Origin of the sequence: Streptomyces sp. NBC_00726 (genome assembly GCF_045161735.1) — a bacterium.
Lineage (GTDB): Bacteria > Actinomycetota > Actinomycetes > Streptomycetales > Streptomycetaceae > Streptomyces.
This window is the reverse complement of the sequence record NZ_CP108983.1, coordinates 2,749,180-2,773,415: the sequence shown is the minus strand read 5'-3', so window position 1 is coordinate 2,773,415 and position 24,236 is coordinate 2,749,180. Positions and strand designations below refer to the sequence as shown.

25 protein-coding genes and 1 pseudogene are annotated in these 24,236 nt (G+C 71.5%); 18 read left to right on the top strand and 8 right to left on the bottom strand.

From position 1 onward, the window contains the following. Positions 1 to 26 precede the first annotated feature (26 nt). The 5 genes from OG338_RS12265 (at position 27) to OG338_RS12245 (ending at position 5,199) form a co-directional block, all read left to right on the top strand. Complete coding sequence (locus tag OG338_RS12265) at positions 27 to 635, top strand: TlpA family protein disulfide reductase (protein ID WP_405937369.1); 609 nt, start codon at positions 27 to 29, stop codon at positions 633 to 635. Between the two features lie 22 nt (positions 636 to 657). After that, positions 658 to 1,398, top strand: coding sequence for a cytochrome c biogenesis CcdA family protein (locus OG338_RS12260; protein WP_405940398.1), 741 nt, complete (start codon positions 658 to 660; stop codon positions 1,396 to 1,398). Between the two features lie 6 nt (positions 1,399 to 1,404). Continuing rightward, a complete protein-coding gene (locus OG338_RS12255; RefSeq protein WP_405937368.1) occupies positions 1,405 to 3,126 on the top strand; it encodes a cytochrome c biogenesis protein ResB in 1,722 nt (573 codons plus the stop codon). Continuing rightward, positions 3,123 to 4,205: a c-type cytochrome biogenesis protein CcsB gene (ccsB, locus tag OG338_RS12250; RefSeq protein ID WP_405937367.1), complete on the top strand. Its 1,083-nt coding sequence runs from the start codon at positions 3,123 to 3,125 to the stop codon at positions 4,203 to 4,205. Before OG338_RS12255 ends, ccsB begins: the two co-directional genes overlap by 4 nt. A 91-nt stretch (positions 4,206 to 4,296) precedes the next feature. Continuing rightward, positions 4,297 to 5,199, top strand: coding sequence for an aminoglycoside phosphotransferase family protein (locus tag OG338_RS12245; protein WP_405937366.1), 903 nt, complete (start codon positions 4,297 to 4,299; stop codon positions 5,197 to 5,199). On the opposite strand, the gene OG338_RS12240 is transcribed toward OG338_RS12245, so the two are convergent. Further along, entirely contained in the window at positions 5,196 to 5,582 is a 387-nt protein-coding gene (locus OG338_RS12240) for a PLD nuclease N-terminal domain-containing protein (RefSeq protein ID WP_405937365.1), read from the bottom strand. The genes OG338_RS12245 and OG338_RS12240 overlap by 4 nt on opposite strands. 255 nt (positions 5,583 to 5,837) lie before the next feature. Between OG338_RS12240 and OG338_RS12235 the strand changes: the two genes are divergently transcribed. The 3 genes from OG338_RS12235 (at position 5,838) to mqnP (ending at position 9,051) form a co-directional block, all read left to right on the top strand. Further along, on the top strand, positions 5,838 to 6,602 hold the full coding sequence (locus OG338_RS12235) for an MHYT domain-containing protein (RefSeq protein ID WP_405937364.1): 765 nt from the start codon (positions 5,838 to 5,840) through the stop codon (positions 6,600 to 6,602). Between the two features lie 77 nt (positions 6,603 to 6,679). Continuing rightward, positions 6,680 to 8,137 (top strand): menaquinone biosynthesis decarboxylase, encoded by a 1,458-nt coding sequence (locus OG338_RS12230; RefSeq protein WP_405937363.1) that lies wholly within the window; start codon positions 6,680 to 6,682, stop codon positions 8,135 to 8,137. Then, positions 8,134 to 9,051 carry a menaquinone biosynthesis prenyltransferase MqnP gene (gene mqnP / locus OG338_RS12225; RefSeq protein WP_405937362.1) on the top strand — a complete coding sequence of 306 codons (918 nt, stop codon included), beginning with the start codon at positions 8,134 to 8,136 and terminating at the stop codon, positions 9,049 to 9,051. Before OG338_RS12230 ends, mqnP begins: the two co-directional genes overlap by 4 nt. Here the strand turns inward: mqnP and OG338_RS12220 are convergent. Further along, a pseudogene (locus OG338_RS12220) lies at positions 9,041 to 9,371 on the bottom strand (rhomboid family intramembrane serine protease); the annotation flags it as partial. The gene mqnP and the pseudogene OG338_RS12220 overlap by 11 nt on opposite strands. Positions 9,372 to 9,439: 68 nt before the next feature. On the opposite strand from OG338_RS12220, the gene OG338_RS12215 reads away from it, so the two are divergent. After that, positions 9,440 to 10,087, top strand: a complete 648-nt coding sequence (locus tag OG338_RS12215; protein ID WP_405937361.1) for a UbiX family flavin prenyltransferase — start codon at positions 9,440 to 9,442, stop codon at positions 10,085 to 10,087. A gap of 17 nt (positions 10,088 to 10,104) precedes the next feature. Here OG338_RS12215 and OG338_RS12210 read toward each other — a convergent pair whose 3' ends face one another. Continuing rightward, entirely contained in the window at positions 10,105 to 10,242 is a 138-nt protein-coding gene (locus OG338_RS12210; RefSeq protein ID WP_199879188.1) for a hypothetical protein, read from the bottom strand. Positions 10,243 to 10,375: 133 nt separating this feature from the next. Between OG338_RS12210 and OG338_RS12205 the strand changes: the two genes are divergently transcribed. The 6 genes from OG338_RS12205 (at position 10,376) to OG338_RS12180 (ending at position 15,630) form a co-directional block, all read left to right on the top strand. Continuing rightward, positions 10,376 to 10,831 carry an Lrp/AsnC family transcriptional regulator gene (locus OG338_RS12205; protein ID WP_405937360.1) on the top strand — a complete coding sequence of 152 codons (456 nt, stop codon included), beginning with the start codon at positions 10,376 to 10,378 and terminating at the stop codon, positions 10,829 to 10,831. Between the two features lie 46 nt (positions 10,832 to 10,877). Further along, positions 10,878 to 12,041: an aminofutalosine synthase MqnE gene (mqnE, locus tag OG338_RS12200; protein WP_018104321.1), complete on the top strand. Its 1,164-nt coding sequence runs from the start codon at positions 10,878 to 10,880 to the stop codon at positions 12,039 to 12,041. A gap of 121 nt (positions 12,042 to 12,162) precedes the next feature. Beyond that, on the top strand, positions 12,163 to 12,687 hold the full coding sequence (locus OG338_RS12195) for a GNAT family N-acetyltransferase (RefSeq protein WP_405937359.1): 525 nt from the start codon (positions 12,163 to 12,165) through the stop codon (positions 12,685 to 12,687). Between the two features lie 132 nt (positions 12,688 to 12,819). Continuing rightward, a complete protein-coding gene (locus OG338_RS12190) occupies positions 12,820 to 13,074 on the top strand; it encodes a DUF4229 domain-containing protein (protein WP_405937358.1) in 255 nt (84 codons plus the stop codon). A gap of 431 nt (positions 13,075 to 13,505) precedes the next feature. Continuing rightward, complete coding sequence (locus OG338_RS12185; RefSeq protein WP_405937357.1) at positions 13,506 to 14,852, top strand: dicarboxylate/amino acid:cation symporter; 1,347 nt, start codon at positions 13,506 to 13,508, stop codon at positions 14,850 to 14,852. Between the two features lie 157 nt (positions 14,853 to 15,009). Beyond that, positions 15,010 to 15,630, top strand: coding sequence for a TetR/AcrR family transcriptional regulator (locus OG338_RS12180; protein ID WP_405940397.1), 621 nt, complete (start codon positions 15,010 to 15,012; stop codon positions 15,628 to 15,630). On the opposite strand, the gene OG338_RS12175 is transcribed toward OG338_RS12180, so the two are convergent. Both OG338_RS12175 and OG338_RS12170 read right to left on the bottom strand, forming a co-directional pair. After that, positions 15,620 to 16,444: a MaoC family dehydratase gene (locus OG338_RS12175; RefSeq protein WP_405937356.1), complete on the bottom strand. Its 825-nt coding sequence runs from the start codon at positions 16,442 to 16,444 to the stop codon at positions 15,620 to 15,622. The two genes, OG338_RS12180 and OG338_RS12175, sit on opposite strands and share 11 nt — an antisense overlap. A 4-nt stretch (positions 16,445 to 16,448) precedes the next feature. Beyond that, positions 16,449 to 17,768, bottom strand: a complete 1,320-nt coding sequence (locus OG338_RS12170; protein WP_405937355.1) for a 3-oxoacyl-ACP reductase — start codon at positions 17,766 to 17,768, stop codon at positions 16,449 to 16,451. Positions 17,769 to 17,844: 76 nt separating this feature from the next. Here OG338_RS12170 and OG338_RS12165 point away from each other — a divergent pair, with 76 nt between their 5' ends. Both OG338_RS12165 and OG338_RS12160 read left to right on the top strand, forming a co-directional pair. Next, positions 17,845 to 19,122: an acetyl-CoA C-acetyltransferase gene (locus OG338_RS12165; RefSeq protein WP_405937354.1), complete on the top strand. Its 1,278-nt coding sequence runs from the start codon at positions 17,845 to 17,847 to the stop codon at positions 19,120 to 19,122. Positions 19,123 to 19,170: 48 nt separating this feature from the next. Next, positions 19,171 to 21,084: an AMP-dependent synthetase/ligase gene (locus OG338_RS12160; RefSeq protein WP_405937353.1), complete on the top strand. Its 1,914-nt coding sequence runs from the start codon at positions 19,171 to 19,173 to the stop codon at positions 21,082 to 21,084. A gap of 81 nt (positions 21,085 to 21,165) precedes the next feature. Here OG338_RS12160 and OG338_RS12155 read toward each other — a convergent pair whose 3' ends face one another. The 3 genes from OG338_RS12155 to OG338_RS12145 all read right to left on the bottom strand — a co-directional run bounded on the left by OG338_RS12155 (position 21,166) and on the right by OG338_RS12145 (position 22,650). Next, entirely contained in the window at positions 21,166 to 21,648 is a 483-nt protein-coding gene (locus OG338_RS12155; protein WP_405937352.1) for a hypothetical protein, read from the bottom strand. Next, entirely contained in the window at positions 21,645 to 22,085 is a 441-nt protein-coding gene (locus tag OG338_RS12150; protein WP_405940396.1) for an RNA polymerase sigma factor, read from the bottom strand. Before OG338_RS12150 ends, OG338_RS12155 begins: the two co-directional genes overlap by 4 nt. A 61-nt stretch (positions 22,086 to 22,146) precedes the next feature. Next, on the bottom strand, positions 22,147 to 22,650 hold the full coding sequence (locus OG338_RS12145) for a DUF3995 domain-containing protein (RefSeq protein WP_405937351.1): 504 nt from the start codon (positions 22,648 to 22,650) through the stop codon (positions 22,147 to 22,149). A 272-nt stretch (positions 22,651 to 22,922) separates the two neighbouring features. Between OG338_RS12145 and OG338_RS12140 the strand changes: the two genes are divergently transcribed. Further along, on the top strand, positions 22,923 to 24,122 hold the full coding sequence (locus OG338_RS12140) for an MFS transporter (RefSeq protein WP_405937350.1): 1,200 nt from the start codon (positions 22,923 to 22,925) through the stop codon (positions 24,120 to 24,122). Positions 24,123 to 24,236 lie beyond the last annotated feature (114 nt).

The following is a 24,236-nucleotide window of genomic DNA, read 5'->3' as shown; positions in this document are numbered from 1 at the left end:
CGGAACGGCCATGCGAAACTTTTCACATGAGCCATGGCCGCGCACCCCGACGCCGCTTCACACTGCTCGCCGCCCCCCTGGCGGCCGCCGCCCTCGCCGTCACGCTGACCGCGTGCGACTCCGGCACCAAGACCAGCGGCGGCGGCGACACCAACTTCGTCACGGCCAGCGGCGGAATCGCCACCGCGCCCAAGGGCGAGCGCGTCGACGCACCGGAGCTCGACGGCGAGACCGTGGACGGCGAACAGCTCGATCTGGCCGACTACAAGGGCAAGATCATCGTCCTCAACGCCTGGGGCTCCTGGTGCGCGCCCTGCCGGCTCGAAGCCAAGTACTTCAAGCAGGTCGCCGAGGACACGAAGGACAAGGGTGTGCAGTTCGTGGGCATCAACACCCGCGACAACTCCAAGAGCAACGCCGTGCAGTTCGAAGAGAGCCACCAGACCCCGTACCCCAGCTTCTACGACCGGACCGGGAAGCTCCTGCTGCGCTTCCCCAAGGGCACCTTCCGGCTCCAGTCCATCCCGTCCACCGTCGTCATCGACCGGGACGGCAAGCTCGCCGCCCGCTTCGTGGGCCCGATGGACGACACCGATCTGCACAAGATGCTCGACCCGCTGATCGCGGAGAAGTGATCAGGTGAGCACCCTCGCCGCCATGCAGAACGGCACCGTCATGAACGGCGCCCTGCTCGTCGCCCTGCCCATCGCCCTGCTCGGCGGGCTCGTCTCCTTCTTCTCGCCCTGCGTCCTGCCGCTCGTCCCCGGCTACCTCAGCTACGTCACCGGGGTCAGCGGCGCCGACCTGGCCGAGGCCCGGCGCGGCCGGATGGTCGCGGGCGCCTCGCTGTTCGTCGCCGGCTTCACCGCCGTCTTCGTCTCCGGCGGCGCCCTCTTCGGCTACTTCGGCGACACCCTCCAGGCCAACAGCGGCCCCCTCACCAAGGTGCTCGGGGTGCTGATGATCCTCATGGGCGTCTTCTTCATGGGCCTCATGCCGTGGATGACGCAGCGCGAGTTCCGTATCCACAAGAAGCCCGTGACCGGCCTGGTCGGAGCCCCGCTGCTCGGTGCCCTCTTCGGCATCGGCTGGACCCCGTGCCTCGGGCCCACGCTCAGCTCGGTGTCCATCCTCGCGATGGACCAGGGCACCGCCGGACGCGGCGCCATACTGACCGTCGCCTACTGCATGGGCCTGGGCATCCCCTTCGTGCTCGCCGCCGTCGCCTTCCGCAAGGCGCTCGGCGCGTTCGGCTGGGTCAAGCGGCACTACGTCTGGGTCATGCGCATCGGCGGCGGAATGATGATCGTGACCGGGCTGCTCCTGCTCACCGGAGCGTGGGGCAGCATGATGCAGGAACTACAGGGCTGGTCGGCCGGCTTCCAGGTGGGGATCTGAGTACCAATGAGCAACACCACCTCCAACCCCTCCCAGGAGCGGGACCAGGACAACACGGCTGAGCTCGGCGCCGCAGGCTCCCAGCTCTCCACCGCCCCCCGCGAGGAGACCCTGGCGAACCTCCCCGCCATGGGCGCCATCGGCTGGATCCGCTGGTTCTGGCGCCAGCTGACCTCCATGCGGGTCGCGCTGATCCTGCTCTTCCTGCTCTCGCTCGGCGCCATCCCCGGCTCGCTGATCCCGCAGAACAGCGTGGACGAGCTGAAGGTGCAGACGTTCAAGGACGCGCACACCTTCGTCACGCCGATCTACGAGAAGCTCCAGTTCTTCGACGTCTACAGCTCGGTGTGGTTCTCCGCGATCTACATCCTGCTGTTCGTCTCGCTCATCGGCTGCATCGTCCCGCGCACCGTCACCTTCGTCGGCCAGCTCCGCAGCCGCCCACCGGGCGCCCCCAAGCGCCTCACCCGGCTGCCCGCGTACACCACCTGGCGCACCGAGGCCGACCCCGAGAAGGTCCACGAGGCCGCGCTCGCGCTCGTCCGCAAACGCCGCTACCGGGCCCACCTCGCCGGGGACGCCGTCGCCGCCGAGAAGGGCTACCTCCGCGAGGCCGGCAACCTGATCTTCCACGTCGCGCTCATCGTGATGCTCGTCGCCTTCGCCTGGGGCCAGCTCTTCAAGTACGAGGGCGCCAAGCTGGTCGTCGAGGGCGACGGCTTCTCCAACACGATCATCCAGTACGACAACTTCAAGTCCGGCTCGCTGTACGACGACGACTCGCTGACCCCGTTCAGCTTCACCCTGGACGACTTCATCGGCACGTACGAGCGCAAGGGGCCGCAGATCGGCACCCCGCGTACGTACGAGGCGCGCGTGACCTTCTCCGACGGCGCGTACGGCAAGCCGGAGAAGAAGGTCATCAAGGTCAACGAACCCCTCGTCGTCCACGGCACCAAGGTCTACCTCAACGCCCACGGCTACGCCCCCGTCATCTCCGTCAAGGACGGCCGGGGCAAGCAGATCTTCCACGCCCCCGTCCCGCTGCTGCCCATCGACAACAACGTCACGTCGAGCGGCGCCATCAAGGTGCTCGACGGCTACCGGAACAAGAACGGCAAGACCGAGCAACTGGGCTTCCAGGCGTTCTTCGTGCCGACCTTCGCGGGCAAGGGCAAGGGCACCATGTGGTCCCAGTTCCCCGCCGCCGACCTCCCCGTCCTCGCGCTCAACGGCTACCACGGCTCCATCGGCGTCGACTCCGGCATCGCGCAGAACGTGTACCAGCTGGACACCAGCAAGATGAAGGAGTTCAAGGACGCCGACGGCAAGCAGCTCAAGCAGCGCCTCCTCGTCGGCGAGACGATGAAGCTGCCCGACGGGGCCGGCTCCATCACCTTCGAGGGCCTTCAGGAGTGGGCGAGCTTCCAGATCTCCGAGCAGCCCGCCAGCGGCTGGGCGCTCACCGGCGCCGTCGCCGCCATCGCCGGACTCGCCGGCTCCCTGTTCATCCAGCGCCGACGCGTCTGGATCCGGGCCGTACGCGGCGCCGACGGCGTCACCGTGGTCGAGATGGCCGGGCTCGGCCGCAGCGAGTCCGCGAAGCTTCCCGAGGAGCTGGCCGACCTCGCGGTCACGCTCAACGCCGAGGCGCCCACCGCGCCCGGCACCGACAGCGACGTCGCCGAGGCGTCCTCCGTAGAACCCGCCGAAGGGGCTGAGAAGTGAATCTCGCCGCCGCAACCAACGAGAATCTGGCACACACCAGCAATGTGCTGATCTATTCGTCGATGGCCGTCTACACCCTGGCCTTCTTCGCGCACATCGCGGAGTGGGTGTTCGGCAGCCGCAGCAAGGTCGGCCGCACCGCCGCCGAGCTGACCGCCGGGCAGGGCTCCGCCGGTACGGTGAAGGTCCAGGTCGCGACCCAGGGCGGCGGCACCGCCGTCCTGGAGAAGCCCAAGGTCATCACCCGGTCCGCGACCGGTTCGCGGGACGTCCCGGACGGGCCCGGCGCCGCCGGCGGCACCTTCAAGGGCGACCTCTACGGACGGATGGCGGTCTCGCTGACCGTCCTCGCGTTCCTGGTCGAGGCCGGCGGTGTCGTCGCCCGCGCGCTGTCCGTGCAGCGCGCGCCCTGGGGCAACATGTACGAGTTCTCCATCACCTTCTCCACGGTGGCGGTCGGCGCGTACCTGATCCTGCTCGCGCTGAGGAAAAACGTCCGCTGGATGGGGCTGCTGCTCGTCACCACCGTCCTGCTGGACCTGGGCATCGCGACCACGGTGCTCTACACCTCCAGCGACCAGCTGGTGCCCGCGCTCCACTCGTACTGGCTGTGGATCCACGTCTCCACCGCCATCATCTGCGGCGCCGTCTTCTACATCGGCGCGGTCGGCACCCTGCTCTACCTCTTCCGCGACAACTACGAGAACAAGCTCGCGAACGGCCAGGAGCCCGGCTCCTTCGCACAGTCGGTGCTCTCCCGGCTGCCGTCCGCGTCGACCCTCGACAAGTTCGCGTACCGCATCAACGCCGCCGTCTTCCCGCTGTGGACGTTCACGATCATCGCGGGCGCGATCTGGGCCGGCGACGCCTGGGGCCGCTACTGGGGCTGGGACCCCAAGGAGGTCTGGTCCTTCATCACCTGGGTCGCGTACGCCGCCTACCTGCACGCCCGCGCCACCGCCGGCTGGAAGGGCCGCAAGGCCGCCTACCTGGCCCTGGTCGCCTTCGGCTGCTGGCTGTTCAACTACTACGGCGTCAACATCTTCGTCGTCGGCAAGCACTCGTACGCCGAGGTCTGACGCACCTCACGACGACGCTGCCCGCCACCGGTCCGCCGGGGCGGGCAGCGGTCTTTCCCCGGGGGAGGGCCGCGCAAGGGAGGGACACCGCATGACCATGCACGACGACCAGGTGGACGTGACCACCGAGACCGTCGCGGCGCTGATCCGCGACCAGTTCCCGCAGTGGGCCGGCGAAACCGTCCGCCCCCTCGCCTCCACCGGCACGGTGAACGCCATCTTCCGCATCGGCGACCGCCTCTCCGCGCGCTTCCCGCTGCGCCGGGCCGACCCCGCCGAGGCGCTGGCGACCCTGGAACGCGAGGCCCGGGCCGCCGCGGAGCTGGCACGCGTCTCCCGCTTCCCCGCCCCGGAACCGGTCGCCCTGGGCGCACCCGGCGCCGGCTGCCCCATGCCCTGGGCCGTCCAGACCTGGCTGCCGGGGACCAACGCCTTCGACGCCGACCCGGCCGGCTCCGACGCCTTCGCCCGGGACCTCGCGGACTTCGTCACCGGCCTCCGGGACGCCGGCACACACGGGCGGACCTTCGGAGGCCGGGGGCGCGGCGGGGTGATCGCCGACCACGACGGCTGGATGGCCACGTGCTTCGAGGGGAGCGAGGGCCTGCTCGACCTGGCCCCGCTGCGCGCGCTGTGGGCCGGCTTCCGGGAGCTGCCGCGTACGAGCCCGGACGTGATGAGCCACGGCGACCTGATCCCCGGCAACGTCCTGGTCCTGGACGGCCGCCTCGGCGGCGTGCTCGACACCGGGGGCTTCGGCCCGGCCGACCCGGCGCTCGACCTGGTGGCCGCCTGGCACCTGCTGGGCCCGGGCCCGCGCGCGGTGTTCCGGCAGGCACTGGGCTGCGACGACCTGGAGTGGGAGCGCGGCCGGGCGTGGGCCTTCGAGCAGGCGATGGGCCTGGTCTGGTACTACGCGGAGAGCAACCCGCCGATGAGCGCCCTGGGCCGCCGCACACTGACCCGGCTCCTGGACCCGGCGGGTGCCGCCTAGGAGGCTTCCTCGGTGCCGTTCTCGCGGCGCTTCAGGTCCTCCTCGCGGCGGCGCAGGTCCGCCTCCCAGTCCTTGAGCAGCGCCTCGTCGTTCCTGTCCTCCTCCTTCAGCGACTTCAGGAAGTCCGGATTGTCGTCCGGCGCCACCCACTGCTGACGGTGGTTGCGGTGCCACTCGGAGGGCGTACGGCCTCCGGCGGGCCCCTGGCGGACCTTGCCCGCGGCGAGCCAGACGATCGGGCCGACGATCCAGAACAGCAGGATGATGAAGACCCAGGCGATCTTCGGCAGGTGCTTGGCCTCGTCCTCCGGGGTGTTCAGGCAGTCGATGAACGCGAAGATCGTCAGCGCCAGCGGCAGAAGGTAGATCAGGGCCCGGAGCATGGTGGAAAGGTCCCCCCGAGGAGAGTCGGCGGGGCGTTTGCCCCGCCCAGGTGACGGGCCCAGAGTAGCTGGTGGCCCCGGGCACGGCCGGTGTGACGGATAAGCACCGTGATAATGGCCATATGGTCTGAATTACTGAATATCCGACTGTGCATGGTTGATTGGGCGCCGACGGCCCGCTCTCCGTGGGCCGTTCCACCTCGCCGTTTCCCGCGAGGTGTCCGAGTCCGTCAGGGCATGCGAAGGGTTTGCGTCGTGGCTGCCACGGTGACCGATTTCCACTACGGCGCGGTGACTCCCCTCGCCGCCTATCTGATGGCCGCCCTGGGCTCGGCACTCGGCCTGCGCTGCACGGTGCGGTCCGTGCGCAGGGGGCCGCGCGGCAGGAAGAACGGCTGGCTCTCCCTGGCCGCGGTGTCCCTGGGCTGCGGCATCTGGACCATGCACTTCATCGCGATGATGGGTTTCCGCGCCGACGGCACCGACATCTCGTACGACACCCGGCTGACGCTGCTGAGCCTCGCCGTCGCCATCGTCGTCACCGCGATCGGCGTCTTCCTCGTCGGGCATCTGGGCGCGAGCGTGAAGGTCCTGGCCGCGGCCGGGGTGTTTATGGGCCTCGGAGTCGCGGCCATGCACTACATCGGCATGGCCGCCCTGCGGATACACGGCCGTATGCACTACGACACGGTGACCGTGTCCCTGTCCGTGCTGATCGCCGTGGCCGCCGCCACCGCGGCCCTGTGGGCGGCGATCACCATCCGGGGCCTGTGGTCGAGCATCGGCGCCAGCCTCGTCATGGGGGTCGCCGTCACCGGCATGCACTACACGGGCATGGCCGCCGTGAGCGTCGACGTCGACCACGCGGCGGCCACGCACGCCCAGTCCTCGATCGACCAGCTCTCGTTCCTGCTCACCATGGTCGCCGGGCCGGTGGTCATGCTCGTGGTCGCGGCGACCGTCGTCATGTTCGACCCCGATCTGGTGCTCGGCGACGAGCCGTCGCCCGCGTCCCGCTGACCCCGTACCGGCGCGGGCTGCCACCGACGCGGGGAGCCCCGGCCACCGGCGTTCGAGGGGATGTCAGACTGGACGGCATGGCTTACGACGATCTTCGATCCCTCCTCCGGGCTCTGGAGCGCGAGGGCGAGCTCAAGCGCATCAAGGCCGAGGTCGACCCCTGTCTGGAGGTCGGTGAGATCGTCGACCGGGTGAACAAGGCCGGTGGGCCCGCGCTGCTCTTCGAGAACGTCAAGGGGTCCTCGATGCCCCTGGCCATGAATGTCTTCGGGACCGACAAACGGCTGCTCAAGGCGCTAGGGCTGAAGTCCTACGCCGAGATCGGCGAGAAGATCGGCGGGCTGCTCAGGCCCGAGCTGCCGCACGGGTTCGTCGGGGTGCGGGAAGCCTTCGGGAAGCTCGGGTCGATGGTGCATGTGCCGCCGAAGAAGGTGAAGGGCGAGAACGCGCCGGTCCAGGAGGTCGTCCTGACCGGGGACGACGTGGACCTGGACCAGCTGCCCGCGCTGTTCACCTGGCCCAAGGACGGCGGCTCGTTCTTCAACCTGGGGCTGACCCACACCAAGCACCCCGAGACCGGCATCCGCAACCTCGGGCTCTACCGGCTCCAGCGGCACGACCGGCGCACCATCGGGATGCACTGGCAGATCCACAAGGACAGCCGCAACCACTACCAGGTCGCCGCCCGGCGTGGGGAGCGGCTGCCCGTCGCGATCGCGTTCGGGGCGCCGCCCGCCGTCACGTACGCCTCCACGGCGCCGCTGCCCGAGGACATCGACGAGTACATGTTCGCCGGGTTCCTCCAGGGCAAGCGGATCGAGATGGTCGACTGCAAGACCGTGCCGCTCCAGGTGCCGGCCAACGCCGAGGTCGTCATCGAAGGCTGGCTGGAGCCGGGCAGGACGCTCCCCGAGGGGCCGTTCGGCGACCACACCGGGTTCTACACCCCGCAGGAACCGTTCCCCGCGCTGACGGTCGACTGCGTGACCATGCGGAAGCGGCCGCTGCTCCAGTCCATCGTGGTCGGCCGGCCGCCGACCGAGGACGGGCCGCTCGGGCGGGCCACCGAGCGGTTCTTCCTGCCGCTCCTCAAGATCATCGTCCCGGACATCGTGGACTACCACCTGCCGGAGTCCGGCGGCTTCCACAACTGCGCGATCGTCTCGATCGACAAGAAGTACCCGAAGCACGCGCAGAAGGTGATGAGCGCGATCTGGGGCGCGCACATGATGTCGCTGACGAAGCTGATCGTCGTCGTGGACTCGGACTGCGACGTCCACGATCTGCACGAGGTGTCCTGGCGGGCCCTCGGCAACACGGACTACGCGCGTGACCTGGTGGTCACCGAGGGCCCCGTCGACCACCTCGACCACGCCTCGTACCAGCAGTTCTGGGGCGGCAAGGCGGGCATCGACGCGACGCGGAAGTGGCCCGAGGAGGGGTACACGCGGGACGGGGGCTGGCCGGACATGGTCGAGTCGGACCCGGAGACGGCGGCCCTGGTGGACCGCCGGTGGAAGGAATACGGACTGTGAGCGCCGCCGAAGCGACCCTGGGACCGGGGCCCGCGCAACCGAGCAGCAAGGTCAAAGCCTTTCTGCGGCTCGTGATGATCGAGCACTCCGTCTTCGCGCTGCCCTTCGCGTACATCGCCGCCCTGACCGCGATGTTCCTGGCGGACGGCAGCGTCCACTGGGGCACGCTGCTGCTGGTGACCGTCGCGATGGTCGGGCTGCGGACGTTCGCGATGGCCGCGAACCGGATCATCGACCGCGAGATCGACGCCCGCAATCCGCGCACCGCGGGCCGTGAGCTGGTGACCGGTGCGGTGTCGGTGAAGTCGGCGTGGACGGGGGCGCTCGTCGCGGTCGTCGTGTTCCTCGGGGCCGCCGCCCTGCTGAACCCGCTCTGTCTGGCGCTGGCGCCGGTCGCGGTGATCCCGATGGTCGTCTACCCGTACGGCAAGCGGTTCACGAACTTCCCGCACGCCATCCTGGGGCTCGCCCAGGCGATGGGCCCGGTGGGGGCCTGGCTCGCGGTGACCGGGGGCTGGTCGTGGGACGCGGTCATCCTGGGGCTCGCCGTCGGCATCTGGATCGGCGGCTTCGACCTGATCTTCGCCTGCCAGGACGTGCAGGCCGACCGGGCGCACGGCGTGCTGTCCTTCCCGGCGCGCTTCGGCATCCCGGCCGCGCTGTGGGGCGCGCGGGTGTGCCACGTGGTGACGACGGGGCTGCTGGTCTGGTTCGGCCTCGCCACGGACGCGGGGGTCTTCTACTGGATCGGCATGGTGATCGTCTCGGCCGCCTTCGTGTACGAGCACCGGGTGGTGCGGCCGCACGATCTGTCGAGGCTGAACCGGGCGTTCTTCTCGGTCAACGGCTTCATCGGGATCGCGCTCTTCGTGTGCGCGCTGCTGGATCTGGTGGTGCGCGGGCTCACGGTGTGAGCGCGCGCGGGGCGGTGGGGCGGCGCAGCGCGAAGGCCGCCACCACCCCGCCTGTCAGCCCGAAGAGGTGGCCCTGCCAGCTGACGCCCGAGGCCGCTGATCAGGATCACGGTGAGCACGGCGCCGGCGAAGCGGCGGAGCCCGCCGAGGGCGGCTATGAAGCCGAGGACCAGCAGCGGGACGCTGTTGGACGCGACATGGCCCCAGCCGTCGTGGAGGAACGCGGCGGGCACGATGTCGAGCAGTTCGCCGGGCTCGCGGGGGGAGATGCCATGGCCGTCCAGACCGTGGCCGGTGGCGAGGTCGACGGCCTCCAGAATCCGGGTGTGCTGTGCCGGATAGGCTCGGGGGTGTGGATTCCCGGTCTTCAGTGAGTCAGCAGCGGCGCATGCCTTGGATTGTCGGGGTTTCCGGTGCTTCGGGCACGCCTTTCGCCGCCGCGGTGCTGCGTGGGCTGCTGGCGGCGGGGGAGAGCGTGGACCTGGTCGTGAGCCGGGCCTCGCGGCTGACGCTCCTGGACGAGACCGGGATCGCCTACCGCGACGCGCACTGGCGCGAGGACCTGGCGGCCTGGCTGGCCCGGGGGGCGGACGGCAAGCCGGAGACCTTCGATGTGGACGTGTCGGGGGTACGGCACTGGGCGGCCGGTGATCTGGCCGCGGGGCCGTCCTCGGGGTCGTATCCGGCCAAGGGGATGCTGATCGTCCCGGCCTCGACGGCGTGCGTGGCGGGGGTGGCGCTCGGGCTGTCGAAGGACCTGTTGCAGCGGGCGGCGAGCGTGACGCTCAAGGAGCGGCGGAAGCTGGTGGTCGCGGTCCGGGAGACGCCGTTGAGCGGGCAGACGCTGAAGCAGCTGGTGGCCCTGGACGAGGCGGGCGCGGTCGTGCTGCCCGCCTCGCCGGGCTTCTACGCGGGCGCGACGCACATCCAGGATCTGGTGGACTTCGTCGCGGGGCGGGTGCTGGACGCGGCGGGTGTGCCGCACCGGCTGTACCGCCGCTGGGAGGGGGAGCTGGGTGGCGGCTCCCCGGGCTGACCGGGCCTTCTGGAGGGTCAGCGCTTCTTGGGCGCGCGCCGGGGGCCGCGGGTGCGGTCGACCCGGAGGGCGGCGGCGGGGTGGTGGGCACGCGAGCGGTTGGCCAGGTCCTGAAGCTCGCGCATTCGGGCGTAGGCCATCTCGATCGTGTACACGGTGTCGTCACTCCTGAAGATTCGTAAGCGATTTTTGGTTGTGGTGGGAAGATTTGCAGGCGTCAATGCCTGCACGCCTTAGATTCTACACGTAGACTTGCGGTACTGCTGAACAATGGAAGGTTTCAGTCATATGGACGCGGTGGACAGGCAGCTCATCCAGGCCCTCCGGGAGAACGGCAGGGCCTCGTACGCCGAGCTCGGACGGCTCGTCGGGCTCTCCGGGCCCAGCGTCACGGACCGCATCAACCGGCTGGAATCCGCCGGTGTCATCACGGGTTACCGCGCCACCGTCGACGCGGCCTCGCTCGGCCTCGGCGTGACGGCCCTCATCGGCATCTCGCTCTCCGACGCCGCCGACCACGAGGACGTGGCGCACCGTCTGAAGGACCTCGCGGAGATCGAGGACGCCTGGTTCATCGCGGGCGACGACTCGTACATGCTCAAGGTCCGGGTGGGCGACGTGGACGGCCTGGAGAGGACGATCCGCCGCCTCAGCGGCACCAAGGGCGTCTCCCGTACCCGTACCACCATCGTGCTCTCCACCAAGTGGGAGAACCGGGTCGGAGACCTCCCCGAGGAGGGCTAGGCGTACGGTGGCGGAGTTCGGTACGGCGAGAATTTGAGGAGCACTGGTGGACGCGGGACTCAAGCGCGAGCTGGAGCAGAAGGTCGAAGCCGGTGAGCGGCTGAGCCGCGAGGACGGGATCGCGCTCTACGAGTCCGACGACCTGGCCTGGCTCGGCGGGCTGGCCCACCAGGTGCGTACGCGCAAGAACGGCGACGTCGTCCACTTCAACGTCAACCGTCACCTCAACATGACCAACGTGTGCACCGCCTCGTGCGCGTACTGCTCCTTCCAGCGCAAGCCGGGCGAGAAGGACGCGTACACCATGCGCATCGAGGAGGCGGTGAAGCTCGCCAAGGCGATGGAGGGCGAGAACCTCACCGAGCTGCACATCGTCAACGGGCTGCACCCCTCCTTGCCGTGGCGCTACTACCCGCGCTCGCTCAGCGCGCTCAAGGAGGCGCTGCCGCAGGTCTCCCTGAAGGCGTTCACCGCCACCGAGATCCACCACTTCGAGACCATCTCCAAGCTCTCCGCCTCGGAGATCCTGGACGAGCTGATCGAGGCCGGTCTCGAATCGCTGACCGGTGGCGGCGCGGAAATCTTCGACTGGGAGGTCCGGCAGCACATCGTGGACCACAACACCCACTGGGAGGACTGGTCGCGCATCCACCGGCTCGCCCACGAGAAGGGGCTGAAGACGCCGGCGACCATGCTGTACGGGCACATCGAGGAGCCCCGGCACCGCGTCGACCACGTGCTGCGGCTGCGCGAGCTCCAGGACGAGACCGGTGGCTTCCAGGTCTTCATCCCGCTGCGCTACCAGCACGACTTCGTCGACATGAAGGACGGCAAGGTCCGCAACAAGCTCCAGGCGCGGACCACGATGGCGACCGGCGCCGAGGCGCTGAAGACCTTCGCCGTCTCCCGGCTGCTGTTCGACAACGTGCCGCACGTCAAGGTGTTCTGGGTGATGCACGGCGTGCAGACCGCACAGCTCGCGCTCCAGCACGGCGCGGACGACATGGACGGCTCGGTCGTCGAGTACAAGATCACGCACGACGCGGACAACTACGGCACCCCGAACAAGCTGACCCGTGAGGATCTGCTCGACCTGATCCGGGACGCGGGCTTCCGGCCCGTCGAGCGCAACACCCGGTACGAGATCATCCGCGAGTACCCGGGCCCGGACGCGGAGCGGCGCGAGTCGCCGCAGCCGATGCGGGTCTGACCCGGCGCGCGCCGCGCGCGACGCCGCACGTACGAAAGCTCCGGCCACCGTCCCCGGCCGGAGCTTTCTCGTGTCCGGGTCGGTGGTTGAGCACCCGCCCTGTAATGGTTAACCTTCCCCTATGGCTCTTACGTTCGAGGTGGACCCGACCTACGACCGGCCCCTGCGGGACGGCATCGTCACGCTCTGGGCCGACGTCTCCAACGCGGGCGGCGCGGTGGGCTTCGTACCGCCGGTGTCGGAGGAGGACATCCGGCCGGACCTGCTCAAGCACCAGATCGCGCTGACCGAGGGGCGGGCCCGGCTGATCGTCGGCCGCGACGAGGAGGGGCGCGTCGCCGCCACCGCGTTCCTGACGCTCAACTCGCACCGGCTGATGCGGCACTGGCTGTGGGCGTACACCGTGATGGTCCACCCCCGCCACCAGGGCAAGGGGTACGGCCGCGACCTGATGACCGTGGTCGCGGACACGGCGCGCGCGACCGAGGGCATCGAGGCGATCCGGCTGACCTGCCGGGGCGGCACCGGCGCCGACCGCTTCTACGCCGCCTGCGGCTACAAGGAGGTCGGGCGCGTCCCCGACGCGATCCGGGTGACCGAGGGCGACGACCGGGACGACGTCTCCATGCTGCTGCCGCTGGGCTGAGCGCGCGGGGCGCGGCCCAGCGAATCGATCGATTGCGGGGCATGCTTCACTGGTCGGGCAGGACTGTCGTACGTAGAGAGAAGGCCAGCTGTGTCCGCTGCCAAGCCGAGCGCAACGATCCGGTACACCGCGATGCGTCTCAGCATCTTCGTCGGCTGCTTCGTCGTCGCCGCCATCGCCGTCAACTTCGGAGTGGTGCCGTCCGGGGCCGGGGGGTCCAACGTCGTCTGGGTCATCCTGCTCGCCCTGGTGCTGTCCGCGCCGCTCAGCTTCGTCCTGCTGCGCAAGCAGCGCGACGAGATGTCCGAGCAGATCGTCTCCTCCGTCGACCGCGCCAAGGCCCGCCTGGAGGCCAACCGCACGCGCGAGGACGGCGTCACGCAGTAAGAGGAACGTAAGCTTCCTCACACCACTCGCTTTTTTCCCGTCGAACCCCGGCGTGGGAGCGGTCGCTCCTGTGCCGGGGTTTTTCGTGTTCCCAGGCGGAGTTGGGGATTCCGGTCGGCCGGGTACGGGCGCGGGGCGGGTGCGGGACGGGCGCGGGGCGCTCTCTCCCACCAAAGAAGACCTTTGAGGGTCTCAAAGTTCAAGTGTTAACGTGTTCGGCATGAAGACTGATGTGCGCCTGCGATCTGCCACGAGCGTCCCGCTCGTGGAGCGCCGTCATGTCGATCTCTGCCGCTGTATGTCCGCGGTCTGTTGCCGCAACGTCTGATACCGGCACCATGCAGCGGCGCCGCCCCTGACGCGGGCGCCGCACCCCCGTCCCCCGCACGGCGTCCCCGTGCGTCCCGATGCGTCACATCTGGAGTGTGTCCGTGTCCGCGAACCCCGCGTCCACCGCCGAGAAGCCCGCGGGCTCCGGCTTCCGCATACCGAAGGTCCCGTTCTGGGCCCAGATCGTCGCCGGTCTGGTCCTCGGCGTCCTGCTCGGCTGGCTCGCCCGCAGCCAGGACATCGACTGGCTGTACACCACGCTCGACAAGGTCGGCCACATCTTCGTCCAGCTGCTGAAGCTGGCCGTCGCGCCCCTCGTCTTCTTCGCGATCCTGGTGTCGATCACCAACCTGCGCAAGGTCAACAACGCCGCCCGGCTGGCCACCCGCACCCTGCTCTGGTTCATGATCACCTCGCTGATCGCCGTGGCCATCGGCCTCGCGATCGGCCTGATCACCAACCCGGGCTCCGGCACCGGCCTCACCCCGAAGGACGGCAAGCTCCCCGAGCACGCCGGCTCCTGGCTGGACTTCCTGACCGGCATCATCCCGGACAACGTCATCACGCCGTTCGCCGAGCTGAACGTCCTCCAGATCGTCTTCATGGCCGCCGTCGCCGGCATCGCCGCCCTCAAGCTCGGTGAGAAGGCGCAGCCGATCCTCACCCTCAGCGAAGCCGTCCTGGAACTCCTCCAGAAGGCCCTGTGGTGGGTCATCCGCCTCGCCCCGATCGGCACCGTCGGCCTCATCGGCTACGCGATCGCGGACTACGGCTGGGACCTGATCGGCAAGTACGCGACGTTCACCGCCGACGTCTACATCGGCTGCGCGCTGGTGCTGTTCGGCGTCTACCCGCTGCTGCTCGCCACCGTCGCCAAGGTCAGCCCGCTCCAGTTCTTCAAGGGCGCCTGGCCCGCGATCCAGCTGGCGTTCGTCTCGCGCTCCTCGGTCGGCACCATGCCGGTCACCCAGAAGGTCACCGAGCGCCTGGGCGTCCCGAAGGAGTACGCCTCCTTCTCCGTCCCGTTCGGCGCCACCACCAAGATGGACGGCTGCGCCGCGATCTACCCGGCGCTCGCCGCGATCTTCATCGCGCAGATCTTCGACGTGCAGCTGGGTGTCGGTGACTACATCCTGATCGCGTTCGTCTCGGTCATCGGCTCGGCGGCCACCGCCGGTCTGACCGGTGCGACGGTCATGCTGACGCTGACCCTGTCGACCCTGGGCCTGCCGCTGGAGGGCGTCGGCCTGCTGATGGCCATCGACCCGATCCTGGACATGATGCGCACCGCCACCAACGTGGCCGGCCAGGCGCTCGTCCCGGTGATCGTCGCGGCCCGCGAGAAGATCCTGGACCACGACGCCTACAACTCGGCCTCGGCCTCCCCGGTGGACCAGGACGAGGACATCCGCGCCACCGAGCCGGAGCGCGTCCCGGTCGCCGCCTGATCGCTTCACCCGCATCACCCGAGGGCCCCTTCTCCCACGCGGAGGAGGGGCCCTCGGCATGACGGCGTACGACGGGGGCCGCGCGCCCCGTACGCTTACCGAGGAGTAGTGCACGGGGGCGGGAGGAGTCGACGTGGGTGCTGTGCGGAACAAGCGGATGCCGCGCGCCGTGCGGGAGCGGCAGATGATGGACGCCGCGGTGCAGACGTTCGGGCAGCGGGGGTACCGGGCCGCCTCGATGGACGAGATCGCCGAGCTGGCCGGGGTGTCGAAGCCCCTGGTCTATCTGTACCTGAATTCGAAGGACGAGCTGTTCACCGCGTGCATCCGGCGCGAGGCGCAGGCGCTGCTGGCCGCCGTGCAGGGGGGTGTGGAGCCCGGCCTTCCGGCGGACCGGCAACTCTGGGAGGGGCTGCGGGCGTTCTTCACGCACACCGCGGAGAACCCGGACGGCTGGGCGGTGCTCCACCGGCAGGCGCGGACGCACGGGGAGCCGTTCGCCACCGAGGTCAACGTGATGCGCGAGGAGATCGTCGCGTTCGTGACCGGCCTGATCGGCGCCGCCGCCCGCGAGGCGCACCACGACCCGGCGCTCCCGGACCGGGACGTGGCGGGCCTCGCCCAGGCCCTGGTGGGCGCGGCGGAGGCGCTGGCCGGCTGGGCCAACGAGACCCCGGGCGTCTCGGCCCGGGAGGCGGCGGCCACGATGATGAACTTCTCCTGGGCGGGCCTGGAGAACCTGATGAACGGCCGCCCGTGGCAGGCGCCTACCCCGTAGTGCCGGTGAGGTGCAGCCGTTCGCCGTGCTCGCCGCCGCGTAGCTCGAACGTCGTGCCGTCGGAGGCGTACGTCACCGTGCCGGGCAGCAGGACCGGGGCGCGGAAGTCCGCGCGTACGGTGCGGAGCGTGGCCGGGCCGGGGGTTTCGGCGAGGCAGCGGGCGACGGTCCACATGCCGTGGGCGATGGCGCGGGGGAAGCCGAAGAGGCGGGCGGTCAGGGGGTGGAGGTGGATCGGGTTGCGGTCGCCGGAGGCCGCCGCGTACCGCCGTCCGAGGTCGCCGGGGAGCCGCCAGTCGGCGAGGGCGGGGAGCGCGGGGGCGGATTCCGGGGGCGCGGCGGAGGGTGCCGCCGTCTCCGTACGCGTCGAGTGCCGGGACAGATAGCCGCTGCGGGACTCCCACACCAGCTCGCCCGCGAGCCGCGCCTCGGTCGCCACGGTGACCTCGGTGCCGCGCCGGTGCGGGCTCAACTCCTCCGCGTACACCGCGAGTTCGAGCAGATCCTCCGGGCGGAGGGTGCGGTGGGCGGTGATCTCGATCCAGGTGTGGACGAGGCCGGTCACCGGGAGCGGGAAGTCGCGGCGGGTCATCAGCCGCATCGCGAGGGGGAACGCCAGGACGTGCGGGTACGTCACCGGCAGCGGCCCGGTCGCCGGGAAGCCGCAGATCGTGCGGTACGCGGCCAGGCGTCCGGGCACGAGGGGCGCGGCGGGCAGGCGGAGGCGGCCGGCGGGGAGGGTGGCGCCGGGGCGGCCGGGGCGCTTGAAGGGCGAGGTGACGGCGCCCCGGGCCAGCGAGAGGGTCAGGCTCATCGGGTCACGCCCCCAGCAGGCTCTGGCCGCAGACCCGGACGACCTGGCCGTTGACGGCGGCGGACGCGGGCTGGGCGAACCAGGCGGTGGTTTCGGCGACGTCGACCGGGAGGCCGCCCTGTGCGAGGGAGTTCATCCGGCGGCCCGCCTCGCGGATGAACAGCGGGACGGCCGCGGTCATCTTCGTCTCGATGAAGCCGGGCGCGACCGCGTTGACCGTGACGCCGTGGTCGGCGGCGGCGCGCGGGGCCAGTGAGCGGACCAGGCCGATGATGCCGGCCTTGCTGGCCGCGTAGTTGGTCTGGCCGTTGTTGCCGGCGATGCCCGCGATGGAGGCGGTGGTGACGATCCGGCCGCCCCGGTTGACCGTGCCCGCCTTCAGCAGCGCGTCGGTGGTGCGCAGGACGCTGTCCAGGTTGACGTCGATGACCTGGGCCCAGCGGTCGGCGGCCATGTTGGCGAGCCGCCGGTCGCGGGTGATGCCGGCGTTGTGGACGAGGATGTCGAGCCCGTCCGGGGCGGCGGCCGCGATGCGTTCGGCGGCGTCCTCGGCCGTGATGTCGAGGGGGAGCGCGGTGGCGCCGAGGCGGTCGGCGGTGCGCACCAGGTCCTCCTGGGCCTGGGGTACGTCCAGGCAGACGACCCGGGCCCCGTCGCGGGCCAGCACCGAGGCGACGGAGGCCCCGATGCCCCGGGCGGCGCCGGTGACCAGGGCGGTCCGGCCGGCCAGCGGGGCGGCCCAGTCGGCGACCTCGTCGGGGGCGGCGTCGGTCACCTCGACGACCTGGCCGCTGACGTACGCGGAGCGGGGCGAGAGCAGGAAGCGCAGGGTGGACTCGGCGGAGGCGACGGCGGCCGGCGCGATGCGGACCAGCTGCACGGTGGCGCCCTTGCCGATCTCCTTGCCGAGCGAGCGCGTGAAGCCCTCCAGGGCCTGCTGGGCGGCGGCCTGGTGGTGGTCCTCCGGTGAGGGCCGCACCCCGAGGACGACGACCCGGCCGCCGGGGGCGAGCGAGCGGACGACCGGGTGGAGGGCGGCGTGCACGGCGCCCAGCCCGGCGGCGGTGTCCACGGCGGTCGCGTCGAGCACGAGCGCGGCGGGCCGGTCCGCGCGGGCGGTGACCTCCAGGCCGGTCGCGGTGAGGACCGCGGCCAGCTCCGCGGTGATCGTGGACCCGCCCGCGGTGAGGTGGAGCACCGGGCCGGTGAGCGTCGGCGTCTCCAGGGTCCAGCGGCGCAGCCGGGCGGGCTGCGGGAGACCGAGTTTGCGGGTGAGGAACTTGCCGGGTGCCGTGCCGGTCAGATGCAGATAGCGGTCGGCCATTGTCCAGACTCCCTGCTCGGTCGTAGATTTACTCCAGAGTAAGGTTACTCAAGAGTCAGGAGCTGGTCGAGATGAGTTGGTCGAGTTGATTCCCCTCGCACTCCCGCAGCCCCGCCGGGTCGCGGTCATCGGCGGCAGCCGTATCCCGTTCGCCCGGTCCGACGGGCCCTACGCGCAGGTCTCCAACCAGCAGATGCTGACCGCCGCGCTCGACGGCCTGGTCGAGCGCTTCGGGCTCCAGGGCGAGCGCGTCGGCGAGTTCGTGGCGGGCGCGGTCCTCAAGCACAGCCGCGACTTCAACCTGGCCCGCGAGACGGTGCTCGGCTCGCGGCTCGACCCGCGCACGCCCGCGTACGACGTCCAGCAGGCGTGCGGCACGGGCCTCCAGGCGGTGATCGCGGCCGCCGACAAGATCATGCTCGGGGCCATCGACTCGGCCGTCGCGGGCGGCACGGACACCACCAGCGACGCCCCGCTCGGCGTCAACGACGAGCTGCGCCGGCTGCTGCTCTCCGTCCGGCGCGCCAAGTCGGCGGGCGCCCGTGCGAAGACCCTCACGGGGGTACGCCCCCGGCACCTCGTCCCGGACATCCCGCGCAACGCCGAACCCCGCACCGGGCTTTCGATGGGCGACCACGCGGCGCTCACCGCCCGGCAGTGGGACATCGGCCGCGCCGAGCAGGACGCCCTGGCCGCCACCAGCCACCAGCGGCTCGCCGCCGCGTACGAACGGGGCTTCCTGGACGACCTCGTCGTCCCGTACCAGGGCCTGGAACGCGACCAGAACCTGCGCCCCGGCTCCACGGTGGAGAAACTCGCCACGCTGAAGCCGGTGTTCGGCGCGGACCACCCCGACGCGACGATGACCGCGGGCAATTCGACACCGCTCACGGACGGTGCCGCGACCGTGCTCCTGGCGAGCGAGGAGTGGGCGGAGGCGCACGGCCTCGAACCTCAGGCGTACCTCTCGCTGTACGAGACCGCCGCGGTGGACTACGTGAACGGCGAGGACGGGCTGCTGATGGCGCCCGCGTACGCCGTGCCCCGGCTGCTGGAGCGGGCCGGGCTCGGCATCGAGGACTTCGACCTCTTCGAGATCCACGAGGCGTTCGCCTCCCAGGTGCTGGCCACGCTGGCCGCCTGGGAGAAGCAGGGGCTCGCGCCCGTCGACCGCGACCGGCTGAACGTCGCGGGCTCCTCGCTCGCCACCGGACACCCCTTCGCCGCGACGGGCGCCCGCATCGTCGCCACCCTCGCGAAGCTCCTCGCGGAGCGGGACGCCCCGGGCCGCGGGCTGATCTCGATCTGCGCGGCGGGCGGCCAGGGGGTCACGGCGATTCTTGAACGCGTGTGAGTACGCCAAGCAGTGAACCCGCCCGTCCCCCTTGCCGAGGAGCCGCACGTGTCCACGCCACCCGCACCTTCCCCCGCATCCGCCGTCCCCGCCCTGGTCGAGCCGACACTGGATCGGGATGCCTACGGGACCGTCCGGCAGGTCTCCGTACCGGCGTTCGCGCCGGCCGTTCGGCGGGGGTCGCTCGCTGAGATTCCGTTCGACAACGCGCGGGAGGCGCCTGCCGACGCCGTGCTGAGCCGGAAGCAGGCGGACGGGAGCTGGCAGGACGTGTCGGCGGACGAGTTCGCCGCCGAGGTGCTGGCCGTCGCGAAGGGACTGATCGCGGAGGGGCTGCGGGCCGGCGACCGGATCGCGATCATGGCGCGTACGACGTACGAGTGGACGCTGCTCGACTTCGCGGCCTGGGCGGCCGGTCTGGTCACCGTGCCGATCTACCCGACCTCGTCCGCCTTTCAGGCCCGCTGGATTCTCCAGGACTCCGGGGCGGTGGCCTGCGCGGTCGAGACGGCGGACCAGGGGCGGATCATCAGCCAGGAACGCAAGCAGCTGGCCGGGCTCGCGCACCTGTGGCAGTTCGACACGGGGGCGCTCGGCCGGCTGAAGAAGCTCGGGCGGCATCTGCCGGACGACGCCGTCGCCGAGCGCCGCGCGACCCTGGAGCCGGAGACTCCGGCGACCCTGATCTACACCTCCGGGACGACGGGCCGGCCGAAGGGGTGCGTGCTGACGCACGGCAACTTCTTCGCCGAGGTCGACAACGCCATCGAGCTGCTGCACCCGGTCTTCAAGTCGGTCAGCAAGTACCCCGCGTCGACCCTGCTGTTCCTGCCGCTGTCCCACGTCTTCGGCCGGATGGTCGCGATCGGCTGTCTGCGCGCCCGGGTCCGGCTCGGCCACGCGCCGTCGATCCAGACGGACGACCTGCTCGCCGACATGGCCGGTTTCAAGCCGTCGTTCCTGCTGGCGATCCCGTACGTCCTGGAGAAGGTCTACAACACGGGCCGGGCCACCGCCGAGAAGATGGGCCGCGTCTCCTCCTTCGACCGGGCCGCCCGGATCGCCCAGCGCTACGGCCAGGCCGTCGAGGCCGCCGAACACGGCACGGGCCCCGGCCCCGGCCTCGGGCTGCGCGCCGCCCGGGCGCTGTACGACCCGCTGGTCTACCGCCGCATCCGGGCGGCGCTCGGCGGGCACGTCCGGTACGCGATCTGCGGCGGCTCCCCGCTGGGGCGGCGGCTCGCGGCGTTCTACGCGGGCGCCGGCATCGAGATCTTCGAGGGCTACGGTCTGACCGAGACGACCGCCGCCGCCACGGTCACCCCACCGCTCAAGCCCCGCCTGGGCACGGTCGGCTGGCCGATGCCCGGCACCGCCGTACGCATAGCCGAGGACGGCGAGGTGCTGCTCAGCGGCGGGCAGGTGTTCCAGGGGTACTGGGACGCGGAGCGCGGCGAGGCGGTCCCCGCGCTGGACGGCGGCTGGTTCGCCACCGGCGACCTGGGCGCGCTCGACGCGGACGGCTACCTCACGATCACCGGCCGCAAGAAGGACATCATCATCACGTCGGGCGGCAAGAACGTCACCCCCGCCCCGCTGGAGGACTGGCTGCGCGCCCATCCGCTGGTCGGCCAGTGCATGGTCGTCGGCGACAACCGCTCCTTCATCACGGCCCTGATCACGCTGGAGGCGGACGGGCTCGCGCACTGGTGCCGGATGCGCAAGAAGCAGAACGTGCCCCTGCGCGAACTCGTCCACGACGAGGAGCTGCGCACCGCACTTCAGCGCGCCGTGGACGAGGCCAACCGCCTGGTCTCCCGCGCCGAGTCGATCCGCAAGTTCACCGTACTGCCGGTGGACTTCACGGAGGAGAGCGGCCATCTGACGCCGTCCCTGAAGCTGAAACGGGACGCCATCGCGCGGGACTTCGCGGAGGAGATCGAGGAGCTGTACCGGAAATGAGCCCCCGTCAGGCCGGGGTGTCCGGGGCCTTCGGGTGGAGCAGGGTGCGGGCCTGGTCGGCGCCCCGGCCGCCCCCGCACCTCACCCCCGCCGCCCGACGCGGGCGTCCAGCCGGGCCAGCACCCTGTGGCCCGCCCGCCGCACGCCCACCGGCACCAGGGCCGCCCGGCCCGGCACCCGTACCCCGCCCGTGAAGGCGACCAGGGTGTGCCCGGGGCGGGCGGCCGACGGCGTGGCCGCGATGCCGATGAGCACGAAGCGGCTCTGGAGCCACAGCCAGCCGGGCCGCCGCACCCCGTGGAAGCGGGCGTGCATCCCGAACCGGCTGCGGGCCACCGCCTCGACCCGGTCCCCGTCGGCGCGGGTCAGCCGCAGCCGGCGCATATCGGGGACCAGGAGCGCGAGTTCGCCGTCGATGTCGGCGAGCAGGGGCTCCACCTCGGCGCACGGCGCGGCGATCTCACGGGTGGTGACGCGGGCGCCGGGCACCCCGGCCGCGAGGACGCGGAGGCGGCGGACCGGGTCCAGGGGGGCGGCGGCGGGCCACCGCGGGGTTTCGGTCATGACGTCCATGCCTTCCGGAAGGAGTCCCGGGCGCGGGACAGACGGGACTTGACGGTGCCGACGCGGAGACCGAGCAGGGCGGCGGCGGCCCGCTCGTCCAGCCCCTCGACGTCTCGCAGCACGAGCACGGCGCGGTGCTCCGGGCTCAGCCGGGCCAGCACATCGCCGATGTCGGCGGCCAGTTGGGGGTCGCCGCGCTGGGGCAGCGTCGCGAGGTCGGCCGGCACGGACCGGGCCCCGCGCCGGGCGACCCGGACCGCCTCCCGGCAGGCGATCGCCCGCACCCACCCGTACAGCGCCGCCGGCTCCTTCAGCGTGCGCAGGCCGCGGAACACGGCGACCAGGGTCTCCTGGACGGCGTCCGGCCCGTCGGCGAGCGCGATCGGGGCACAGATGCGGCCGGCGTACGGGGTGAGGATGTCCAGCAGCTCGTTCATGGCGAGCGTGTCGCCGCGCCGGGCGGCGGCCACCAGGCGTATCGCACGGTCGCGTGCGGCGTCATCGGGCACGGACGGCGGCCTCCTTCCCGGGCGTCGTACGGGGCGCGGCGGCTTCCTTCCCGGCCGCCACCCGCAGCGCGGCGGCGGCGAGCAGCAGGCAGAGCGGTGTGTACACGACCCGGTTGAGCAGCTGGAAGGTGTCCCCGGAGGCCGCGTCGAGCCCGGCCCGCAGCCCCACCGCCCAGCCGATGCCGGCCAGCCCGCGCAGTGCGGTGCCGCAGGCGACGGCGAGCGTACCGGCCTGGAGCAGGCGCCCGAACCGGTGGGTGCGCCCCAGCCGCGCGTGGGCGGTGACCAGGGCCGCGCCGCCGAACAGGGCGGCGGCGAGGGGGAGTACGACGGGCGGGGTGAACGGGGCGTCGATGCCGAGCACCGCGTACGAGAGGGCTTGCGCGTCCCCGGCGGGCCAGGTGCTCCCGGTGGACCAGAGCACGTGCAGCAGCCCGTCGGCGGTGAGGACGCCGGCGACGGTGAGGGCGGCGGCGCGGGTGGTGAGGGACATGGCGACTCCTCGGTCAGGGGGCGGCAGGGCGCCCGGATCACCCCACAGAGGAGGCGGGACGCGGATTCGTTCCCCGGCCCGCCCGACTCCATCTATCTCGTTATCAAGCATCTTGACATCAAGAGAGTATCCGGGCAGGCTTCCGCGGGTCGATAGGTCTCTTGATGTCGAGATACTTGGGGGTACGGGTGGGTCGCGTCCGGGACGGAAGCCGACAGGCGGGCCTGCCGGCCCAGTTGCGTAACCCGCCGGGCGGCAGAGACGCCCGGATCATGCTGCGCGCGCTGGCCGTCGACCGCACCGGCACCGGCCTGTGGGCCGCCTCATCGGTCCTCTACCTCACCTTCGTCACCCACCTCAGCGCCCAGCAGATCGGCGCCCTGCTCGGCACGGCGGGCGTCGCCGGCATCGCGGGCTCACCCCTCGCCGGACGCCTCGCGACCCGCTTCCCGGTGCGCCCGCTGCTGATCGGCTGTCATCTGCTGCGCCTCGTGACGCTCACGCTGGTGCTGCTCTGCACGCGGTTCGAGGCGCTGCTCGTCGTGGTCGCCGTGACCTATCTGGGGGACCGGGCGGCCAAGACCCTGGAGATGCTGTTCGCCACCCGCGCGGCGGGCGAACGGCGCGCCGCCTACCAGGCGTTGTCCCGCAGCGCCGCCAACGCGGGCTACGGGCTGGGCGCCGGACTCGCCGCGATCGGCCTGGCGGCCGGCACGGCGGACGCGTACCGCGCGCTGATCCTCGGCAACGCGCTCTCCTTCCTCGTCGCCGCCGCGCTGGTGTGGCGTACGGGGGAGCAGCCGGGCGGGACGGTGAGCGCGGCGCGCTCCGGGCCGGGCCGGCCGCGCGCCGGGAACCCCTGGCGGGACCGGGGTTACCTCCGCTTCGTGCTCCTCGACATCCCGATGAACCTGGACGACTCGGTGCTCGCCGTCGGCCTCCCGCTCTGGCTCGTCAACCGCACCTCCGCCCCGCACGCCCTCGTCCCGGCCTTCCTGGTCATCAACACCGTGCTGGTCGTCCTGCTCCAACTCGCCGTGTCCCGAAGGACGGAGGGCCCGCGCAGGGCGGTGCGCGCGGTGGTGCTGTACGGGGTGCTGCTCTTCGCCACCTGCGCCCTGCTGGCGGCGTCCACCGGCTGCGGCACCTGGACGGCGGCCGGAGTCCTCCTCGCGGCGGCGGTCCTGGTCACGATGGCGGAGCTGATGCGCTCGGTCAGCTCCTGGGAACTGGCCGTCCTGCTCGCCCCGCCGGACGAACGGGCCGCGTACCTCGGCGTGGCCGGCATGTCCCAGTCCATCCAGAAGTCCGCGGGCCCCCCGCTGCTCACGGGCCTGGTCATGGCCGCGGGCCCGGCGGGCTGGCTGGCACTCGGCGTGGCGGTGGCGGGGGTCGCGGTGTGGCAACGACGGGGCTGCGAACGCCGGTTGGGCGCGATGAGGGCGCCGGAGCCGGTGGCCGGGGCGGCCTGACCGCAGGCGCGCGCCCCCGTCGCGGGCCCCTCCGGCGGGCGCCCCGCGCCCCGGCTCTACGCTGTGCCGACGCGCCCGCCCCGGCAGCCGGGGCGGGGTGCGATGAGGAGGGGA

Excerpts from the sequence above, each read along its gene's own strand:
- OG338_RS12215 (WP_405937361.1), top strand. The coding sequence starts at position 9,440 with ATGCCTTGGATTGTCGGGGTTTCCGGTGCTTCGGGCACGCCTTTCGCC.
- OG338_RS12260 (WP_405940398.1), top strand. The coding sequence starts at position 658 with ATGCAGAACGGCACCGTCATGAACGGCGCCCTGCTCGTCGCCCTGCCC.
- OG338_RS12145 (WP_405937351.1), bottom strand. The coding sequence starts at position 22,650 with ATGTCCCTCACCACCCGCGCCGCCGCCCTCACCGTCGCCGGCGTCCTC.
- OG338_RS12265 (WP_405937369.1), top strand. The coding sequence starts at position 27 with ATGAGCCATGGCCGCGCACCCCGACGCCGCTTCACACTGCTCGCCGCC.
- OG338_RS12190 (WP_405937358.1), top strand. The coding sequence starts at position 12,820 with ATGCGTCTCAGCATCTTCGTCGGCTGCTTCGTCGTCGCCGCCATCGCC.
- OG338_RS12255 (WP_405937368.1), top strand. The coding sequence starts at position 1,405 with ATGAGCAACACCACCTCCAACCCCTCCCAGGAGCGGGACCAGGACAAC.
- OG338_RS12230 (WP_405937363.1), top strand. The coding sequence starts at position 6,680 with ATGGCTTACGACGATCTTCGATCCCTCCTCCGGGCTCTGGAGCGCGAG.
- OG338_RS12140 (WP_405937350.1), top strand. The coding sequence starts at position 22,923 with ATGCTGCGCGCGCTGGCCGTCGACCGCACCGGCACCGGCCTGTGGGCC.
- OG338_RS12205 (WP_405937360.1), top strand. The coding sequence starts at position 10,376 with ATGGACGCGGTGGACAGGCAGCTCATCCAGGCCCTCCGGGAGAACGGC.
- OG338_RS12180 (WP_405940397.1), top strand. The coding sequence starts at position 15,010 with ATGCCGCGCGCCGTGCGGGAGCGGCAGATGATGGACGCCGCGGTGCAG.
- OG338_RS12240 (WP_405937365.1), bottom strand. The coding sequence starts at position 5,582 with ATGCTCCGGGCCCTGATCTACCTTCTGCCGCTGGCGCTGACGATCTTC.
- OG338_RS12150 (WP_405940396.1), bottom strand. The coding sequence starts at position 22,085 with ATGAACGAGCTGCTGGACATCCTCACCCCGTACGCCGGCCGCATCTGT.
- OG338_RS12170 (WP_405937355.1), bottom strand. The coding sequence starts at position 17,768 with ATGGCCGACCGCTATCTGCATCTGACCGGCACGGCACCCGGCAAGTTC.
- OG338_RS12175 (WP_405937356.1), bottom strand. The coding sequence starts at position 16,444 with ATGAGCCTGACCCTCTCGCTGGCCCGGGGCGCCGTCACCTCGCCCTTC.
- OG338_RS12195 (WP_405937359.1), top strand. The coding sequence starts at position 12,163 with ATGGCTCTTACGTTCGAGGTGGACCCGACCTACGACCGGCCCCTGCGG.
- OG338_RS12245 (WP_405937366.1), top strand. The coding sequence starts at position 4,297 with ATGACCATGCACGACGACCAGGTGGACGTGACCACCGAGACCGTCGCG.
- OG338_RS12155 (WP_405937352.1), bottom strand. The coding sequence starts at position 21,648 with ATGACCGAAACCCCGCGGTGGCCCGCCGCCGCCCCCCTGGACCCGGTC.